The sequence below is a fragment of the Thermomonas sp. genome (assembly GCF_046293095.1).
GTDB lineage: Bacteria > Pseudomonadota > Gammaproteobacteria > Xanthomonadales > Xanthomonadaceae > Thermomonas.
Genome location: NZ_JBKBPN010000002.1, coordinates 42,278 through 60,848, shown reverse-complemented (window position 1 = coordinate 60,848; position 18,571 = coordinate 42,278). Strand labels below are relative to the sequence as shown.

The window sequence follows — 18,571 nt, the reverse complement described above, 5'->3', positions numbered from 1 at the left end:
GGTCAGCGGTCGCTGCGCAGGTACTGCAGGAACGGGTCGTTGCGCTCCAGCACGATCACGCTGTCGCCACCGGCAAACGCCTTGCGGTAGGCCTCCAGGCTGCGCTGGAAGGCATAGAAGCCCGGGTCGCGGTTGGCCGCCTCGGCATAGATGCGCGCGGCCTCGGCGTCGCCTTCGCCGCGCAGCTTCTGTGCGTCGCGCTCGGCCTCGGCGATGATCACCTGCTGGTCGCGGTCGGCACCGGCGCGGATCTCGTTTGCCTGCTCCTCGCCTTCCGCACGCAGACGGCTGGCCACCTGCTGGCGCTGGGCGCGCATGCGGTTGTAGACATCGTCGATCACGCGGCTGTCGGTGGGCAGATCAAGCTGCTTGATGCGCAGATCAAGGATGCGCACGCCAAGCGTGGCCGCGCCCTTGTTGATGATGTCCAGCTGACTCTTGACGATCTCCGTGCGGTCGCCCGACACCGCCTGCTGCAGGGTGCGCGCGTTGATCTCGTTGCGCAGTGCGTCCTTGATGATCGGCGCCAGGCGGTCCACCGCGGCGCTCTCGTCGCCGCCAGTGGCGCGGTAGAACGCACGCGCATCCTGGATCTGGCCGATCGCGAAGAAATCCACGCTGACGTCCTTGCGCTCGGAGGTCAGGTAGCGCTCCGGCTCGGCCGGCAGCACTTGCAGGCGCCTGTCGAACACGCGCGCGGTTTCCACCAGTGGCCACTTGAAGTGCAGGCCTGGCCCCAGATCGACCCGGGACACGCGCCCAAGGTTCAACACGATCGCCGTGTGGCCTTCGTTGACCACGAACACCGAGCCCATCAGCAAGACCAGCGCGGCCACCACGGCCGCCATCCATGCCGGGAACTTCATCGCACCACCTCCTCGCGTCCCGCCGGCCGGCCGCTGCGCGCAGGCCGCGCCGGATCATCCGAACTGGCCTGCACCAACGGGGAAAGCTGCTCCGGCGTCAGCACCGGGGCCGTCGACGTGGCCGGCGCAGCGGCATTGGCCAACGGCACGTAGATCAGCTGGCGACCGTCGCCGCCCACCACCTTGCGGTTGCGTGCCAGCACATCCTGCACGGTTTCCAGCCACAGCCGCTTGCGGGTCACGTCCGGCGCCCCCTTGTACTGCTGCACCAGCAGGGTGAAGCGCTCGGCGTCACCGGTGGCACGTGCGATCTCGGCGGTCTTGTAGCCCTCCGCCACGGTGCGCACGCGGGCGGCCTGGCCACGGGCCTCGGGAACCACCTTGGCGGCGTAGGCGCGGGCCTCGGAGATCAGGCGCTCCTTGTCCTGCTGGGCGCTGTTGACATCGTCGAAGGCCGGCTTGACCTGCTGCGGCGGACGCGCGTCGGGCAGGTTGAGTTCGGTCACCACCAGGCCGGTGCGGTAGGCCTCCAGCGACTTCTGCAAGCGATCGCGCGCCGACACGGCCAGCTGCTCGCGCGCGCCCAGCACGGTATCGAGGGTGGAACGCCCCACCTGTTCGCGCACCGTGCTCAATGCGGCCTGCTTCAGCACTTCGTCGCCGTCGCGGGTGCCGAACAGATACAGCTTCGGATCGGCCACGCGGTACTGGACGTTCACCGCCACCTCGACGATGTTTTCATCGCTGGTGAGCACCGGCACCCGGTCCTCGTAGTTCTTGATCTGGGTGGCGTTGACCTTGATCACGCGCTCGATCGGCCACGGCAGCTTGAGGCTGGGACCGGGCTGCATCACCCGGTTGAACTGGCCGAAGCGCAGCACCACGCCGCGCTGCTGTTCGGCGATCAGCACGAAGCAGTTGAAGACCAGCCAGAGCGCCAGCGCCAGGCCGATCCAGCGCAGCGGGCTGCCGCCGCCCAAATCGGGCAACTTGTCCAGCAACCGGCCGAAGCCGCCACCCGTCGATCGACCGCCGCCGCCACCGGGGCGGTTCCAGGCCATCCAGGCCGCTCTTGGCCCGCGCGGGCCGCTGTGTTGTGTCGTCATGGGGCCGATTCTACCGGGAAGCCATCGTCGGAATCCTCCGGTCCGGGGACAGGCAGCAGCGGGCGCAGCGGGGCGCCGTCGGCCTGGGCGGCCAGCCGCGCCGCCTCCGCCAGGGGCAGGTCCACGTCCAGCATCCAGCGCTCGCCGTCGTGCTGTTCGCCGCGCACCGCTCCCAGCGCATGCAAGCGGGCGCGCAGGCGGCCGGCATCGGTGGGCAGCAGCACCTCGCCGGCGACGCGACGCAGCCCGAGGCGCTCGCCCAGCGCATCGCGCAGCAGGTCCAGCCCCAGCCCGTCGCGGGCCGACAGCCAGACCGCACTGCGCGCCTCGCCGGGGGCATCGATGCGCGGCTGAGCGCCCTCGATGCGGTCGATCTTGTTGAACACCACCAGCTGCGGCAGGTCGCCGGCGCCGATCTCGTGCAGCACCGCATCCACCTGCGCCATGCGCTCGTCGCGCAGCGGATCGTCTGCATCGACGACGTGCAGCAGCAGGTCGGCCTCACGCGCTTCACTCAGGGTGGAACGGAACGCGGCCACCAGCTCGTGCGGCAGGTCGCGCACGAAGCCGACGGTATCGGCCAGCACCACGCTACCGCCCGGCAGCTCGATGCGGCGCACGGTGGGGTCGAGCGTGGCGAACAGCTGGTCCGCCGCATAGGCGCCGGCGCCGGTCAGCGCGTTGAACAGGGTGGACTTGCCGGCGTTGGTGTAACCCACCAGCGCCACCCGCGGCAGCTCGCTGCGGACGCGGGCGCGGCGCATCTGGGCGTGCTGCACCTCGACTTTCTCCAGCCGCTTCTGCAGCATCTCCATGCGCTTCTGCAGCAGCCGGCGGTCGGTTTCCAGCTGGGTTTCGCCGGGGCCACGCAAGCCGATGGCACCGCCGCGCTGGCGCTCCAGGTGGGTCCAGCCGCGCACCAGGCGGGTGGCCATGTGGCGCAGCTGCGCCAGTTCCACCTGCAGCTTGCCCTCGTGGCTGCGCGCGCGCTGGGCGAAGATGTCCAGGATCAGGCCGGTGCGATCCACCACCCGGCGCTCCAGCGCCTTCTCGAGATTGCGCTCCTGCACCGGGGTCAGCGCATGGTTGACCAGCACCAGGTCGGCGCCGGTGGCCTCGCAGGCCGCCTTTACCTCGTCCAGCTTGCCGGTGCCGATCAGGATCGACGGATTGGGCTTGTCGATGCGGGCGGGCAGGACCGCCGCCACGCGCGCACCGGCCGAGCGCGCCAGTTCGGTGAATTCCTCCAGCACGCCTTCGGCCGGCGGGCCGCCGGCATGGGGCTGGATCAGCAGCGCGTTCTCACCGCCGCGCGAACGTTCGAAGAATTGGGTGGACATCGGGCATGACGTGCGGGCGAAGGCCCGCGATTGCAAGCCCGTGCCGTTACCGGATCATCCGGCGTCGGGCTGCGCCGGTTCCGCCGCGTCGGCCGTCTCCGGGCCAGCCGCGCCCAGGCGGACGTTGCGGGCGGGCACCACGGTGGAGATCGCGTGCTTGTAGACCATCTGGCTGACGGTGTTGCGCAGCAGGATGACGAACTGGTCGAACGATTCGATGGTGCCCTGCAGCTTGATGCCGTTCACCAGATACACCGAGACCGGCACGCGCTCGCGGCGCAAGGCGTTCAGGAACGGATCCTGCAAGGATTGCGACTTCGTCATGGATTCCCCGTGCTGTCGTGCGTTGTCGTTGTTGTCGTGGGCGGACGCCCGTGGCGATCCCCGGCCCCGCGCCCGTCCATCGCGGCGGGCGCGTCCCGATGTTAACGCAGGAGTCATGCCCGGGGGAACGCCGTCGGCCCTGCGTCAGGCCGGCCGCGCGCGCCCGAGGAAACCGGCCACCGCTGCGTCCAGCGCGGCCTGCTGGGATGCCGGATCGAACCATCGCGCATCCAGTTCGCCGCGCAACCAGGTGAACTGGCGCTTGGCCAATTGCCGGGTCGCGGCGATCGCGCGGGAGCGGAACTCCGCCGGCGAGGAGGCGCCGTCCAGGTACTCCCAGGCTTGCCGGTAACCCACCGCGCGCAGAGCCGGCAGGTCCAGCGGCTTGGAGTGGGCGCGCAGTTCCGGCAAGGCGCGCAGGGCGCGCACCTCGTCGAGGAAGCCGGCCGCCAGCATGGCGTCGAAGCGGGCTTCGATGCGGGCGTGCAGGTCCTCCCGGCGCGGCGGCGCCAGCACCAGTTTCAATACCCGCAGCGGCAGGCGAGCCCCGGCCGCATCGCGCTGCCAGGCGCTGATCGGACGGCCGCTGAGCCGATAGACCTCCAGCGCGCGCTGGATGCGCTGCGCGTCGGTGGCATGGATGCGCGCGGCCGCTACGGGATCCACCTGCGCCAGCTCGGCGTGCAGCGCCGCCCAGCCGCGCACCTCCGCCTCGGCGGAGATCGCAACGCGCAGCGCCTCGTCGGCCTGCGGCATGTCGGACAGGCCTTCCAGCAGCGCGCGGAAGTAGAGGCCGGTGCCGCCGGCAAGGATCGGCAGCCGGCCACGGGCCACGATGCCGTCGATGGCGGCCCGCGCGTCCGTCGCGAACTCGGCGGCCGAGTACGGCTGCCACGGCGCGCGCAGGTCGATGAGGTGGTGCGGCGCCAGCGCCTGCTCCGCGCGGGTGGGCTTGGCCGCGCCGATGTCCAGGCCGCGGTAGACCAGCGCGGAATCGACGCTGACGATTTCACCGCCCAGTCGCCGCGCCAGCGCGATGGCGTACGCACTCTTACCCGACGCCGTGGGGCCCATCAGCGCGATTGCGCGCGGGCGCGCGTCCAGCCGCATCGGGTCAGTAACCGCTTTCGTGCAGGCTGGCCCGGACCTGCTGGTGGCGGGCCCGTACTTCCGCGGCCGGCGCAGGCGACAGCAGGCTGCCCAGCACGACCGCGATGCCGCCGGCCAGGAACCCCGGCACGATTTCGTACAGCGCACTGCCCGTGTGCTTCCACAGCACCACGGTCAGCGCGCCGGCCACCATGCCCGCCAGTGCGCCGACACCGGTCATCCGGCCCCAGACCAGCGAGAGCAGCACCACCGGCCCGAATGCCGCGCCGAAGCCGGCCCACGCATAGCTGACCAGGCCGAGCACGCGACTGTCGGGGTCGCGGGCGATGAAGATCGCCAGCAAAGCCACCGCCAGCACCGCGGCGCGCCCCATCCACACCAGCTCGCGCGGGCCGGCGTTGGGCCGCAGGAAGCCGCGGTAGAAGTCCTCGGTAAGCGCGCTGGAACAGACCAGCAGCTGGCAGCTGAGCGTGCTCATCACCGCGGCCAGAATGGCGGAGAGCAACACCCCCGCCACCCACGGATTGAACAGCGCCTCGGCCAGCACGATGAAGACGCGCTCGGGGTTTTCCGCCAGCACGCCGGCCTGCTGCGGATGCTGGGTAGCCCAGGCGATGCCGGACAACCCCACGGCGATCGCGCCCAGCAGGCACAGAACCATCCACGTCATCCCGATGCGGCGCGCCTGCGGGATCACCGCCAGCGAATCCGCCGCCATGAAGCGGGCCAGGATATGCGGCTGGCCGAAATAGCCCAGGCCCCAGGCCAGCGCGGAGACGACTGCCACCAGACCACCGCCACCGATCCATTGCAGGCGCGACGGATCGACCTGTTCGATGACCCGCAGCGTCTCGCCCGGCCCGCCCACGCTGAGGATGACGATGACCGGCGTCAGCAGCAGCGCGAAGATCATCAGGGTGGCCTGCACCGTGTCGGTCCAGCTCACCGCAAGAAAGCCGCCGATCAGGGTGTACAGGATCGTGGCGGCCGCCCCCCACCAAAGGGCCTGCGCGTAGGGCAGCCCGAATACGCTCTCGAACAGGCGCGCGCCGGCCACGATGCCGCTGGCGCAATAGACCGCGAAGAACACCAGGATCACCAGCGCCGACACGGCGCGCAACAGGCGTCCGTTGGCGGTGGAGCCGGTGTTCGAGAAGCGCGTCGTGAAGTAGTCCGGCAGCGTCAGGGCATTGTCGGTGCGCTCGGTGTAAACGCGCAGCGGCCCCGCAACGAAGCGCCAGTTGCACCATGCGCCGATGCACAGGCCAACGGCGATCCACGCCTCGCTGACGCCGGTCAGGTACAGCGCGCCGGGCAGGCCCATCAGCAGCCAGCCGCTCATGTCGGACGCGCCCGCCGACAGCGCGGTGACGTAGCCGCCCAGCGAGCGTCCGCCAAGGATGTAGTCGTCCAGGCTGCGGGTGGAGCGCCAGGCCGCCAACCCGATCCCCACCATCGCCAGCAGGTACAGGCCAAAGGTGATCAGCAGCGGGGTACTGGCGGTCATGCGCGGGCTCCGGTTGGACGCCGCACTTTAACCCGTCCGGGTCCGGTCATTCCGGCCAGACGATCTCCGGTTTGTTTGCCTGCTTGCGCGGTGCCGGCACGGCGGCGACCGCCGTCCACACCTTCAGCGCGTCCACGGTTTCGGCCACGTCGTGCACGCGCAGCAGCAGGGCACCCCGCTGCGCGGCCACCAGGTGTGCCGCCACCGAGCCTGCCATCCGCGCCCGCGGCTCGGTGCGGCCGGTCAGCTCGCCAATGGTGCGCTTGCGCGACAGGCCCGCCAGCACCGGCACACCCAGCTCGGTGAAGCGCTCCAACTGCGCCAGCAGCTGCAGGTTGTGCGCGGTGGTCTTGCCGAAGCCGAAGCCGGGGTCCACCACGATGTTCTTCCTGGCGATGCCGGCCATCTCGGCGGCGAAGATGCGCTCGGCGAGAAAGCGGTGCACCTCGCCCACCACGTCGTCGTAGTCCGGCGCCTCCTGCATCGAGCGCGGCTCGCCCAGCATGTGCATCAGCACCACCGGCACGCCCAGCTCCGCCGCGGCACCGAGCGCTCCGTCGCGGCGCAGGCCATACACGTCGTTGAGCATGCCCGCACCCGCGGCGACCGCCGCGCGCATGACCTCAGGCTTGCTGGTATCGATGCTGATCGGCAGCGCGGTCGCGCGCGCCAGCCGCTCGACCACCGGCACCACGCGCCGCAGTTCCTCCTCCACGGGCACCTCCTGCGCGCCCGGCCGGGTGGATTCGCCGCCGATGTCCAGCACATCGGCGCCCTGCTCCGCCAACCGCAGGCCGTGCGCAACCGCCGCCTCCGCATCGAAACAGGCGCCACCGTCGGAGAACGAATCCGGGGTGACATTCACGACCCCCATCACCCGCGGGCGATCCAACCGCAGGACGCGTCCGTTGCAATCCAGTTGCGGGGCGGTATCGAACATCGGGGACTCCAAACGAAACAGGCCAGAGCGAACTCTGGCCTGTCGGTGCGGGCGAGGCAAGCGCGCTCAGGTCTGGGCGGCGGGCCCGGCAATCGGAGCGGCAGGTGGGGCAGCGTCGGTGCGCTTGCTGCCCGACTTGTTCCACCCCATGGGCGGCGGAACTTCGCGGCCCTCCATGATCGCGTCGATCTGCGGCACGTCGATGGTTTCGTACTCCAGCAGCGCCTTGGCCATCGTGTGCAGCTTGTCGATGTTCTCGGTCAGGATTGCCGTGGTGCGCGCATAGGCCTTGTCGAGGATGCCGCGCACCACGTCGTCGATCCTGCGCGCGGTGTCATCGGAGACGTTCTTGTGCTGGGTCACGCTGCGGCCCAGGAACACTTCGTCCTCCTCCTCGCCGAAGGTGATCGGGCCGAGTTCGGACAGGCCCCACTTGGTCACCATGTTGCGTGCCATCTTGGTGGCGCGCTCGATGTCGTTGGAGGCACCGGTGGTCACCTTGTCGGGGCCGAAGATCAATTCCTCTGCCACACGGCCGCCGTACAGCGAGGCCAGCTGGGACTCGATGGCGGTGCGGTTGTAGCTGTATTTGTCGCCCTCCGGCAGGTACATGGTCACGCCCAGCGCGCGGCCGCGCGGGATGATGGTGACCTTGTAGACGGGGTCGTGCTCCGGCACCAGCCGGCCGACGATGGCATGGCCGGCTTCGTGGTAGGCGGTCAGCGTCTTTTCCTGCTCGCTCATCGCCATCGATCGGCGCTCGGCGCCCATCAGGATCTTGTCGCGCGCCTTGTCGAAGTGCTCCATGCGCACTTCCTTCTCGTTGCCGCGCGCGGCGAACAGCGCCGCCTCGTTGCAGAGGTTGGCGAGGTCGGCACCAGAGAAGCCGGGCGTGCCGCGGGCGATGGTCATCGGCTCCACGTCGGCCGCCAGCGGCAGCTTGCGCATGTGGACCTTGAGGATCTGCTCGCGCCCCTTCACGTCGGGCAGGCCCACCACCACCTGGCGGTCGAAGCGCCCCGGCCGCAGCAGGGCCGGGTCGAGCACGTCGGGGCGATTGGTGGCGGCAATCACAATGACGCCCTCGCCGCCCTCGAAGCCGTCCATCTCGACCAGCAACTGGTTGAGGGTCTGCTCGCGCTCGTCGTGGCCACCGCCCAGGCCGGCGCCGCGATGGCGGCCGACCGCATCGATCTCGTCGATGAAGATGATGCAGGGCGCGTGCTTCTTGGCCTGCTCGAACATGTCGCGCACACGGCTGGCACCGACGCCGACGAACATCTCGACGAAGTCCGAGCCGGAGATCGAGAAGAACGGCACCTTGGCCTCGCCGGCGATCGCCTTGGCGAGCAGCGTCTTGCCGGTGCCGGGCGGGCCGACCATCAGCACGCCGCGCGGGATCTTGCCGCCCAGCTTCTGGAAGCGCGACGGGTCGCGCAGGAACTCAACCAGCTCGGCCACGTCCTCCTTGGCCTCGTCGCAGCCGGCGACGTCGGCAAAGGTCACCTTGACCTGGTCATCCGACAGCAGCTTGGCGCGCGAACGGCCGAACGACATCGCGCCCTTGCCACTGCCACCGCCCTGCATCTGCCGCATCATGAACAGCCAGAAGCCGATGATCAGCAGCACCGGCAGGAAGTTCAGCACCAGCGACCAGAACGAAACACCGGAATCCGGCGGTGCCTGCTTGATCTCCACCTTGTGCTGGATGAGGTCGTTGATCAGGTCCTTGTCGCGGACCGGGGCGGTGGTGGTGCCGCTGCTGCCGTCGGTGCGCTCGAAGCTGATGCTGCGCTCGTTGCTGGCGATGTCGACCTTCTTGATCCGGTCGTTCTCCACGTCCTGCACGAACTGCGAGTAGACGACCTCCTGATTGGCGGCCAGCTTCGGCGAGAAGCTCTGGAAGACAACCATCAGGACGGCAGCCACCACCACCCAGAGGAGCAGGTTTTTCGCGAGATCGTTCATGTCGTCCTTTGTCCTTATGCCTTCCGCCTGCTGCCGTCCGCCTATTTCGCCTGGGCCAACTTGCCGGTGGCCAGCGCGTAGACCTCCGGAGACCTGTTACGCGATGCCGCCGGCTTCCGGATCACCACTTTGGCATACCGCCGCCGCAGTTCCCGCACGTATTCGTCGAACCCGGCCCCCTGGAACAACTTGATCAGGAAGGCACCGCCGGTGCGAAGCTGGCCGTCGGCGAAGTCCATCGCCAGCTCGGCCAGGTGCATCGCGCGCGGCTGGTCCACTGCCGCTACACCACTCTTATTGGGGGCCATGTCGGACAACACAAGGTCAACCGGCTGCCCGCCAAGCAGCTCCAACAACCCGGATAGAACCGCATCGTCCCTGAAGTCGCCATGAAGAAAATCCACCCCGGCCAGCGAGGGCATCTCCAGAATGTCGCTGGCGATCACCCGGCCCGGGCGGTTCGGGTCCAGCCGGTCGAGCTCCTGGCGGATCCACTGCGACCAGCCGCCCGGGGCCGCCCCCAGGTCCACCACCACCATGCCGGGCTTGAGCAGGCGGTCGCGTTCGACCAGCTCCTCCAGCTTGTAGGCGGCACGCGAGCGCATGCCCTCGGCCTGCGCTTTCTTGACGTAGGGGTCGGAGAAGTGTTCCTTGAGCCAGCGCTGGCTGGATTTACTGCGGGTGGCCATGCCTGCGGTCCCCCTCCCGCAGGGGGGAGGGCTGGTGGGAGTAAGGAGCCCGCCGGTAGGCGGCCCTGCTGGCCTGCATGATACCCTGCACCTCCCTGATTATCCGCCACGTGCCGCATGCCGATCGCCCTCACCAATGCCCAGCTCCGCTTCCTTCGCGGGCAAGCCCACGACCTCAAGGCGATGCTGCAGGTCGGCGGCAAGGGCATCACCGACGCCCTGGTGGCGGAGGTGGATCTGGCCCTGGAGCATCACGAGCTGATCAAGGTGAAGGTGGCCGGCGTGGACCGCGAAGCGCGCGACGCCATGATTGCCGACCTGGCCGACCGCACCGACGCCGCGCTGGTGCAGCGCATCGGCCACACCGCGGTGCTCTATCGCCCCGGCAAGGACAAGCGGCAGATCGTCCTGCCGCGCGCCTGATCCCTCCCGCGATACCGCGATGCAGCTCAATCTTGAACGCCCCGACTACCCATTCTTCCTGCGTGGCGCCGACGGCGCGGGCGCGCTGGTCAACGACCGCCGCCTGACGGCGAGTTTCGTGGTGGCACCCGACACCCTGGTCGAAGCCTGGCCGGTCCGCGACGTGCGGCAGATGACGCCGGCCGATCTCGACGTCGTGCTGGCCCTGGCCCCGGAACTGGTGGTGCTGGGCACTGGCCCCACCCAGGCCTTTCCGCCGGCCGCGGTGATGGCCGCCTGCCTGCAGCATGGCATCGGCCTCGAGGCCATGACCAATGCCGCCGCCGCGCGCACCTATTCGGTGCTGGCAGGCGAGGGACGACGGGTCGTGGCCGCCTTCGTGTTTCCCTGAACCAACGCCCGCCCGGCGGTTGCCGGGCCCGCGCTTCGGGGCTATGGTGCCCCGCAAATCCGATGACACCCGCGGGCGACGCGCCAGCCGCGCCGCCCGCATTGCTTTGCTGGAGCCACTCACACCATGAGCACCACCGACCAACGCCCTGCCCTGCTGCTGTCCCGCATCGACGTGGAACGGATCGAGGACCTGCTGGAGCGCCCGGAGTACCGCAGCCTCGACACCACCGCCCTGCGCGGCGAGCTGGAACGTGCCGAGCTGGTCGAGCCGGGCACGATGCCGGGCGACGTCATCACCATGAACACCACCGCGCTGGTGGAGGTCGTCGACGACCAGCAGCAGGCACACGCCCATGCGCTGACGCTGGTCTATCCCCGCGACGCCGACGGCAGCAGCGACAAGGTCTCGATCCTCGCCCCGGTGGGCAGCGCCCTGCTGGGTCTGCGCGTGGGCGACAGCATCGACTGGCCGCTGCCGGGCGGCCGCCGCGGCGCCTGCACGTGCAGGCGATCCGCTACCAGCCGGAAGCCGCGGGCCAACTGCACCGCTGAAGAGGTCCCGGCGTCACGCCGCGGCAGGCGGCCGGGGCGCGCCCAGGCGCCCCAGTTCCCCCAGCATCTCCCACGATTTCAGCCCGCGCCCGCCGAGGTGGTGCAGCAGCACTCCCCGAAGCGGCAGGCGCAGGCTGGCCAGATCGTCTGCATCGGGCAGGACGTCGTCGGCCAGCGCCAGCAACGCGCGGCCCGTGGCGGTGTCACGGCGCTCGCCGGCGCGCTCGCTGTACAGCCGGCGCGGCCCCTCCTCGGGATCCAGGCGATAGCGCGCGCCAGGATCGACCGCCATGCCATCGGCCTCCTGCCCGAACGCCAGGCCCACGCCCAGCGCCTCTAGCAGGTCGCGTTCGAACCGGCGCAGCGTCCATGCCAGCGGCTCACCCGCACGCAGGCGCTCGCGTACCTGCGCGTAGGCCGCGTGCAGTTCCGGCTGCGGCACATGGCGCGGGGCCAGCCGCAGGCACAGTTCGTTGACGTAGAACCCGGCCATTGCCGCATCCCCGTGCAGCAGCGGCGCGGCATCCACCGCCTCGGCGGCGGCGAGCTGCGCCAGCTCGCCTTTCTGCACCGCATCGAAACGGATGGACTGCAGCGGCTGCAACGCAGCGCGCAGCAGATGCTTCCTGGGCGCCAGCACCCCGCGCGCGACCAGGCCGATACGGCCGTGATCGGCGCTCAGCACTTCGACCAGCAGGCTGGTCTCCCGCCATGGGCGGGCGTGCAGGACGAAGGCGGGCTCGGCAGTGAAGCGCATTCCCGCATTGTAGGAGGGCGCCATGGGGACGTGCCGGGGTGATCGGCACCGCCATGCGCGATAGTGCGCCGTGTCCGAGCCGGAATTCACGCGGATGCCTCACGGCACCCGCCGGATCAGTCGTGGTAGCCCAGCGCGCGCAGCGCCGCTTCGTCGTCGCTCCAGCCTTCGCGCACGCGCACCCAGGTCTGCAGGAAGACCTTGGCGTCGAACAGGCGCTCCATCTGCTCGCGGGCGTGCTTGCCGATGTCGCGCAGGCGCTCACCGCCCTTGCCGATCACGATGGCCTTCTGGCCTTCACGCTCGACCCAGATCACCGCATCGATGCGGTACATCACCCCGGCCTTGGGCGAGGGCTCCTCCTCGAACTTCTCCACCTCCACCGTGGTGGAGTACGGCAGCTCTTCGCCCAGCCGGCGCATCAGCTGCTCACGCACCAGTTCACCTGCGAGGAAGCGCTGGCTCTTGTCGGTGATCTCGTCCTCGCCATACATCGGCGCGGCCTCCGGCATCAGATCCAGCAGCGTGGCGACCAGCGGCTCCAGCCCGCTGCGCTTGAGCGCGGAGAGCGGATGCACGGCGGCGAATTCGCGCCCTTCCGTCACCTTGGCGATGAACGGCAGCAATGCCGTCTTGTCCTTGAGCTTGTCGACCTGGTTGACCACCAGCACCACCGGCAGGCCAGCATTGCGCAACGCATCGTAGGCCAGGCCGTCCTCGTGGTCCCAGCGGCCCGCCTCGACCACCAGCAGCGCCGCGTCCACGCCTTCCAGCGCGCCGCGCGCGGCACGGTTCATCATCCGGTTCATCGCCTTGCCGGAGCGCTTGCCCTGCTCGCCGTGGATGCCGGGCGTGTCCACCAGCTGCAGCTGTCCGCGCGGGAAGGTGGCGATGCCCAGAAGACGATGTCGCGTGGTCTGCGGGCGGTTGGAGGTGATGCTGACCTTGGCGCCGACCAGCGCATTGACCAGGGTGGATTTGCCGACGTTGGGCCGACCGATCACGGCGACGGCGCCGCTGCGGGACGTGGGGGTGTTCATGCCTGTTCGATATCCTTGAGCGCGGCCTCGGCCGCCTGTTGTTCCGCCGCCCGCCGCGAGCTGCCCTCGCCTTCGGTACGCAGCGCGGGCACGGACAGGGTGCAACTGACCCGGAAGATCCGCGCGTGGTCCTCGCCCCCCTCGTGCAGCAGCGCATACACCGGCAGCGGATGCTGGCGGGCCTGCAGCCACTCCTGCAGGCGGGTCTTGGCGTCCTTGCCGACCTTGTTGGCGGGCGGCAGCGCTGCGATCAGCGGCGCGAACCACGGCAGCACGACCGCGCGACAGGCGTCGAAACCCGCATCCAGATAAATCGCCGCGATCAACGCTTCCAGCGCATCGGCCAGGATCGAGTCGCGCCGGTGACCGCCGGTTTTCATCTCCCCCGGCCCCAGCACCAGATGGGCGCCGAGATCCAGCGTGCGGGCGATCCCCGCCAAAGCCGACTCCCGCACCAGCTCCGCGCGCGCGCGGGTGAGCGCGCCCTCGTCGGCCCTGGGCCAGTGCCGGTACAGCGCTTCGGCGATGAACTGGTTGACCAGCGCATCGCCGAGGAACTCGAGACGTTCGTTATGCGGACTGCCGGCGCTGCGGTGGGTCAGCGCCTGCGCCAGCAGCGCGGGGTCCGCGAACACATGGCCGGCGAATGCCGGCCCCGGACCGTCACTCGGCGCTTGCGCCACGCGCCAGTACCCGTTCGGCGTGGAACTTGCCGACCACATCGAGATTGGCCATCAGCGGCTCGCGGCGCTCGTAGTCCACGATCATCTTCAGACCGCCGTCACCCGACTCGAACTTCAGTGCGTCCATCTTCTTGACGTGGTCCGCGTAGCTCATCTCCAGCCGGCGCTGGTAGCGCTCGCGGATCTTGTCCTTGGAGGCACCGGCAAGTTCCGGATCCTCCGCCAGCCCCTTGAGTGCCTGCTGCACGGAGTAGTACTCGATATACATGGGCACGATCTTCATGGCCACGTAGGCGAAAAAAATCGCTACGCACAGGGTGATCAGGAACCCCAGCATGGTCATGCCTTGCTGCTTCTGCTTCATGCGCACATCCCCTCTTGGTTGAACGGCCGGGTGTCGATCAAGGAATACGGGTTCCGATGCGGGAAACGTCCACCCAGTGGTCGGCACTGGCATCGAAGTTCATCCACACCATGAACGCCTTGCCGCGCAGGTTGGCCTCCGGCAGGAACCCCCAGAACCGGCTGTCCTCGCTGTTGCCACGGTTGTCGCCCATGACGAAATAATGCCCTTCCGGCACCGTCCAGTCACCCTCCGCCACGCTCATTTCGCGCTCCAGGATGAAATGTGGGCGGCCAGGCAGCCCTTCGGTCAGCTTGGTATCGCCGGTCTCGCCAGCCCCCTGGCCAACGCCGGTGTAGATTCCTTCCACCCGGTATGGCAGCACGGTGCCGTTGATGCTCACCTTGTGGTCGTGATACCCGATGGTATCGCCGGGCAGGCCGATGACCCGCTTGATCCAGTCCTCGCGAGGGTGGTGCGGCGGACGGAACACCACCACGTCGCCGCGTGCGGGCTCGCCGTTGTCGAGGAATTTCTTGTTGGTGATCGGCCAGCGCAGACCGTAGGAGAACTTGTTGACCAGGATGAAATCGCCGATCAGCAGGGTCGGCATCATCGAACTGGACGGAATGCGGAAAGGCTCGGCGACGAAGCTGCGCAACCCCAGCACCAGCGCCAGCACCGGAAAGAACGCCTTGGAATAATCGACCAGCGCCGGCTCTTTGGCGTCATCCAGCGGGCCTGCAGCGGCCGCGCGGCGCTTGGCCAGGAACAGCTTGTCCAGCAGCCAGACCAGGCCGGTGACGGCGGTCAGCGCCACCAGAATCGTTTCAAACCACACCATCATGCGGCGCTCTCCGTCATTTTCCGGCCGGGCCGGACCAGGGTTGCATCAGGCCGCCCGGCCGGGCCGCGGGTAGGCGGCGCCATCGCGGCGGTGGTCGCGGACGGCGTCACTTGCCGTCCACCTGCAGCACGGCAAGGAAGGCCTCCTGCGGGATCTCCACGCGACCGACCTGCTTCATGCGTTTCTTGCCTTCCTTCTGCTTCTCCAGCAGCTTCTTCTTGCGCGTGGCATCGCCGCCGTAGCACTTGGCCAGCACGTTCTTGCGCAGCGCCTTGACGGTGGTGCGGGCGATGATCTGGCTTCCGATCGCCGCCTGGATGGCCACGTCGAACATCTGCCGCGGGATCAGATCCTTCATCTTCTCGCACAGCTCGCGGCCGCGCCGGTCGGCGTGGCTGCGGTGGACGATGATGGACAGCGCGTCCACCCGGTCGCCGTTGATCAGCGTGTCCACGCGCACAAACGGGCCGGCATCGAAGCGCAGGAAGTGGTAATCCAGCGAAGCGTAGCCGCGGCTCACCGACTTGAGCTTGTCGAAGAAATCCAGCACCACCTCGGCCATCGGCAGCTCGTAACTGATCTGCACCTGGCTGGCCATGTAGGTGATGCCGATCTGCACGCCGCGCTTTTCCTCGCACAGTTTGATGATGTTGCCGATGTACGGCTCGGGCGTGAGGATATTGGCGCGGATGATCGGCTCGCGGATCTCCTGCACCTGGTTGATCGGCGGCAGCTTGGCGGGGTTGTCCATCGGCACGATGGTGCCGTCGGTCTTCAGCACCTCGTAGATCACCGTGGGTGCGGTGGTGATCAGGTTGAGGTCGTATTCGCGCTCCAGCCGCTCCTGCACGATCTCCATGTGCAGCATGCCGAGGAAGCCGCAGCGGAAGCCGAAGCCCATCGCCTCCGAGCTTTCCGGCTCGAAGCGCAGCGCGGCATCGTTCAGGCGCAGCTTCTCCAGCGCCTCGCGCAGCGCCGGGTAATCCTCGGCATCGACCGGGAACAGGCCGGCGAACACGCGCGGCTGCATCTCCTGGAAGCCCGGCAGCGGCGCCGGCGCCGGGTCGGCCGCCAGCGTAAGCGTGTCGCCTACCGGCGCACCGTGCACGTCCTTGATGGAAGCGGTGACCCAGCCCACCTCGCCCGCGCGCAGGGCCGGCAGCACCTTGCGCTTGGGTGTGAACACGCCGACCGCGTCCACCAGGTGGGTGCGGCCGGTCGACATCACCAGCATCTTGTCGCCGGGCTTCAGCTCGCCCTGCATCACGCGCACCAGCGAGACCACGCCGAGGTAGTTGTCGAACCACGAGTCGATGATCAGCGCCTGCAGCTTGTCGGTGTCGCGCGGCTGCGGCGGCGGGATGCGGTGGACAATGGCCTCCAGCACGTCGCCGACGTTGAGCCCGGTCTTGGCGCTGATGGCGACGGCATCGGCGGCATCGATGCCGATCACGGCCTCGATCTCCTCCTTCACCTTGTCGATGTCGGCGGTAGGCAGGTCGATCTTGTTCAGCACCGGCACCACTTCCAGGCCCTGCTCCACCGCGGTGTAGCAATTGGCCACCGACTGCGCTTCCACGCCCTGCGCCGCATCCACCACCAGCAGCGCGCCTTCGCAGGCCGCCAGCGAGCGGCTGACCTCGTAGCTGAAGTCGACGTGGCCCGGGGTATCGATGAAGTTCAGGAAATAGGTGTTGCCGTCCTTCGCGGTGTACGGCAGCGAGACCGACTGCGCCTTGATGGTGATGCCGCGCTCGCGCTCGATCGGGTTGGAGTCGAGCACCTGCGCTTCCATCTCGCGCGCCTGCAGGCCGCCGCACAGCTGGATGATGCGGTCGGCCAAGGTCGACTTGCCGTGGTCGACGTGGGCGATGATGGAGAAGTTGCGGATGAACCGCATCGAATCGTGCTGCATGTGGGGGCGTCGGCTGGGTGCGGCGCAGGCCGCGGGAGCGCAGCCTGACATAAAAATAGCTTTTCATTATCGCACAGGCCCGCTGGCGGCCCTGCCGCGCGCCCAGCCGCTCTTAATGCGGGCGCCGACCAGTTCGCTGGCCGGCGCCCGCACACGCCTCACTTACCGGCCGGCGTGACCGTGACGTAACGGGTACCGCTGCCGCGGCGCACCAGCAGCATCACCGGCTTTTCGGTGCCGGCGGCGCGCAACTGGGCGTCCAGTGCAGCCGCACTACCGACATCATTGCGGCCCACCGCCAGCACCACGTCGCCCGGCATCAGCCCGGCCTCACGCGCGGCCTGCCCCTCGATGCGGGCGATCAGCACGCCTTCCTTCGGCTGCAGGCCCAGGCGGCTGCGCTGCTGGGCGGTCAGATCCTGCCCGACGATCCCCAGCGGATTGGCCTGCGCGGGCGCGCTGGAACGGGGAGCCGCACTGCCCTGGTCGCCGGCGTCGGCACTGGCCTCATCCAGTGCCCCCAAGGTGGCGGTCAGCGTCCGCGGCTTGCCATCACGGATCACCTCCAACGTGACCCGACTGCCCGGCGCCATTGCGCCGATGATCGGCGGCAGGTCGCTGGACTCGTACACCGGCCGCCCATTGACACTGCGGATCACGTCCTGGCGCTGCAGGCCGGCGCGTTCGGCGGCACTGCCGGGCTCCACCGTGGCCACCAGCGCCCCGTTGGCATCGGGCAGGCCCAGCGCACGAGCGGCATCGCGGTCCATGGCCTGGATCTGCACGCCCAGCTGCCCGCGCCGCACCTTGCCGTTAGCCTTGAGCTGCTGCACCGCGTTCATCGCCACGTCGATCGGGATTGCGAAGCTCACGCCCATGTAGCCGCCGGAATTGCTGAAGATCTGCGAATTGATGCCCACCACTTGCCCGCGGGTGTCCAGCAGCGGGCCGCCGGAATTGCCGCGATTGATCGCCACGTCGGTCTGGATGAACGGGACGTAGCGCTGGTCGGCGCCGGGGTTGGCGCGGCCCACCGCGCTGACGATACCGGCAGTGACGGAATGGTCCAGGCCGAACGGCGAGCCGATCGCCACCACCCACTGGCCCGGCTTCAGCGTGGCGGAATCGCCGATGCGCATCACCGGCAGGCCCTTGGCGTCGATCTTCAGCAGCGCAACATCGGACTGTTCATCGCTGCCCACCACCTTGGCGGTGAACTCGCGGCGGTCGGCCAGGCGGATGCGCACGGTGTCGGCGCCGTCGATCACATGGTGATTGGTCAGCACGTAGCCGTCGCTGGAGATGATGAAGCCGGTACCCAGCGAGGTCCCCCGCGGACGGGCGTTCGGCATGCCGGGCATGCCCGGCATCGGGGTCATGCCGGGGCCGAAGAAGCGACGGAAGAACTCGGGGATCTGGTCTTCGCCGTCCCCCTCATCGTCGCCGGGCATCTGCGGGGCGCGGCCAGACTTCGCAATGGCCGGCTTGCTGCCGATTTCCGCCTGCACGCTGACCACGGCAGGGCCGACCTGCTCGACCAGACGCGTGAAGTCCGGCAGGCCGGCCACCAGCTCGGGGGCCGGTGTGGTCGGCTGGCCGGCCAGCGGCGTCTGCGCATTGGCGGCGTTCTGGCCGCTGCAGGCGCCGACGCCGGCCACGGCCAGCGCAGTGGCCAACAGAAGGGGGCGGAAAACGGTGCGGGGTGCAGGCATGGCGAAGATATCCTCGAAGACACGGATGGGGACGAACCGCTCGCCGGGCCTTGGCC

18 protein-coding genes and 1 pseudogene are annotated in these 18,571 nt (G+C 69.0%); 3 read left to right on the top strand and 16 right to left on the bottom strand.

All coding sequences use genetic code 11. From position 1 onward, the window contains the following. Positions 1-2 precede the first annotated feature (2 nt). From hflC to rlmE, 9 genes are all read right to left on the bottom strand, one after another. The gene (gene hflC / locus ACK4SG_RS03680; protein ID WP_409599840.1) at positions 3-866 is read right to left on the bottom strand and encodes a protease modulator HflC; all 864 of its coding nucleotides are present in this window, start codon (positions 864-866) and stop codon (positions 3-5) included. Continuing rightward, a complete protein-coding gene (gene hflK, locus ACK4SG_RS03675) occupies positions 863-1,927 on the bottom strand; it encodes an FtsH protease activity modulator HflK (protein WP_409600693.1) in 1,065 nt (354 codons plus the stop codon). The genes hflC and hflK overlap by 4 nt, the downstream gene beginning before the upstream one ends. A 41-nt stretch (positions 1,928-1,968) precedes the next feature. Next, entirely contained in the window at positions 1,969-3,312 is a 1,344-nt protein-coding gene (gene hflX / locus ACK4SG_RS03670; RefSeq protein ID WP_409599838.1) for a ribosome rescue GTPase HflX, read from the bottom strand. 54 nt (positions 3,313-3,366) lie between these two features. Next, entirely contained in the window at positions 3,367-3,636 is a 270-nt protein-coding gene (gene hfq, locus ACK4SG_RS03665) for an RNA chaperone Hfq (protein ID WP_409599836.1), read from the bottom strand. Between the two features lie 144 nt (positions 3,637-3,780). Then, positions 3,781-4,746: a tRNA (adenosine(37)-N6)-dimethylallyltransferase MiaA gene (gene miaA, locus ACK4SG_RS03660; RefSeq protein ID WP_409599834.1), complete on the bottom strand. Its 966-nt coding sequence runs from the start codon at positions 4,744-4,746 to the stop codon at positions 3,781-3,783. A 4-nt stretch (positions 4,747-4,750) separates the two neighbouring features. Continuing rightward, the gene (putP, locus tag ACK4SG_RS03655) at positions 4,751-6,253 is read right to left on the bottom strand and encodes a sodium/proline symporter PutP (RefSeq protein ID WP_409599832.1); all 1,503 of its coding nucleotides are present in this window, start codon (positions 6,251-6,253) and stop codon (positions 4,751-4,753) included. Between the two features lie 46 nt (positions 6,254-6,299). Then, on the bottom strand, positions 6,300-7,193 hold the full coding sequence (gene folP / locus ACK4SG_RS03650) for a dihydropteroate synthase (RefSeq protein WP_409599830.1): 894 nt from the start codon (positions 7,191-7,193) through the stop codon (positions 6,300-6,302). A gap of 66 nt (positions 7,194-7,259) precedes the next feature. Continuing rightward, positions 7,260-9,161: an ATP-dependent zinc metalloprotease FtsH gene (ftsH, locus tag ACK4SG_RS03645; RefSeq protein WP_409599828.1), complete on the bottom strand. Its 1,902-nt coding sequence runs from the start codon at positions 9,159-9,161 to the stop codon at positions 7,260-7,262. Positions 9,162-9,202: 41 nt separating this feature from the next. Next, positions 9,203-9,850: a 23S rRNA (uridine(2552)-2'-O)-methyltransferase RlmE gene (rlmE, locus tag ACK4SG_RS03640; RefSeq protein ID WP_409599826.1), complete on the bottom strand. Its 648-nt coding sequence runs from the start codon at positions 9,848-9,850 to the stop codon at positions 9,203-9,205. A gap of 117 nt (positions 9,851-9,967) precedes the next feature. Here rlmE and yhbY point away from each other — a divergent pair, with 117 nt between their 5' ends. From yhbY to ACK4SG_RS03625, 3 genes and pseudogenes are all read left to right on the top strand, one after another. Next, the gene (yhbY, locus tag ACK4SG_RS03635) at positions 9,968-10,273 is read left to right on the top strand and encodes a ribosome assembly RNA-binding protein YhbY (RefSeq protein ID WP_409599824.1); all 306 of its coding nucleotides are present in this window, start codon (positions 9,968-9,970) and stop codon (positions 10,271-10,273) included. 19 nt (positions 10,274-10,292) lie between these two features. Further along, positions 10,293-10,664 (top strand): Mth938-like domain-containing protein, encoded by a 372-nt coding sequence (locus ACK4SG_RS03630; protein ID WP_409599822.1) that lies wholly within the window; start codon positions 10,293-10,295, stop codon positions 10,662-10,664. Between the two features lie 126 nt (positions 10,665-10,790). Further along, a pseudogene (locus ACK4SG_RS03625) lies at positions 10,791-11,099 on the top strand (GreA/GreB family elongation factor); the annotation flags it as partial. A 132-nt stretch (positions 11,100-11,231) separates the two neighbouring features. On the opposite strand, the gene recO reads toward ACK4SG_RS03625, so the two are convergent. From recO to ACK4SG_RS03590, 7 genes are all read right to left on the bottom strand, one after another. Continuing rightward, a complete protein-coding gene (gene recO / locus ACK4SG_RS03620; RefSeq protein WP_409599820.1) occupies positions 11,232-11,975 on the bottom strand; it encodes a DNA repair protein RecO in 744 nt (247 codons plus the stop codon). Between the two features lie 116 nt (positions 11,976-12,091). Then, a complete protein-coding gene (gene era, locus ACK4SG_RS03615) occupies positions 12,092-13,015 on the bottom strand; it encodes a GTPase Era (RefSeq protein WP_409599818.1) in 924 nt (307 codons plus the stop codon). Further along, complete coding sequence (gene rnc / locus ACK4SG_RS03610) at positions 13,012-13,698, bottom strand: ribonuclease III (RefSeq protein ID WP_409599816.1); 687 nt, start codon at positions 13,696-13,698, stop codon at positions 13,012-13,014. Before rnc ends, era begins: the two co-directional genes overlap by 4 nt. Continuing rightward, the gene (locus tag ACK4SG_RS03605; RefSeq protein ID WP_409599814.1) at positions 13,679-14,062 is read right to left on the bottom strand and encodes a DUF4845 domain-containing protein; all 384 of its coding nucleotides are present in this window, start codon (positions 14,060-14,062) and stop codon (positions 13,679-13,681) included. The genes rnc and ACK4SG_RS03605 overlap by 20 nt, the downstream gene beginning before the upstream one ends. 37 nt (positions 14,063-14,099) lie before the next feature. Further along, positions 14,100-14,885: a signal peptidase I gene (gene lepB, locus ACK4SG_RS03600; protein ID WP_409600691.1), complete on the bottom strand. Its 786-nt coding sequence runs from the start codon at positions 14,883-14,885 to the stop codon at positions 14,100-14,102. Between the two features lie 109 nt (positions 14,886-14,994). Continuing rightward, on the bottom strand, positions 14,995-16,788 hold the full coding sequence (gene lepA, locus ACK4SG_RS03595) for a translation elongation factor 4 (RefSeq protein ID WP_409599812.1): 1,794 nt from the start codon (positions 16,786-16,788) through the stop codon (positions 14,995-14,997). A gap of 173 nt (positions 16,789-16,961) precedes the next feature. Beyond that, on the bottom strand, positions 16,962-18,515 hold the full coding sequence (locus ACK4SG_RS03590; protein ID WP_409599810.1) for a DegQ family serine endoprotease: 1,554 nt from the start codon (positions 18,513-18,515) through the stop codon (positions 16,962-16,964). Positions 18,516-18,571 lie beyond the last annotated feature (56 nt).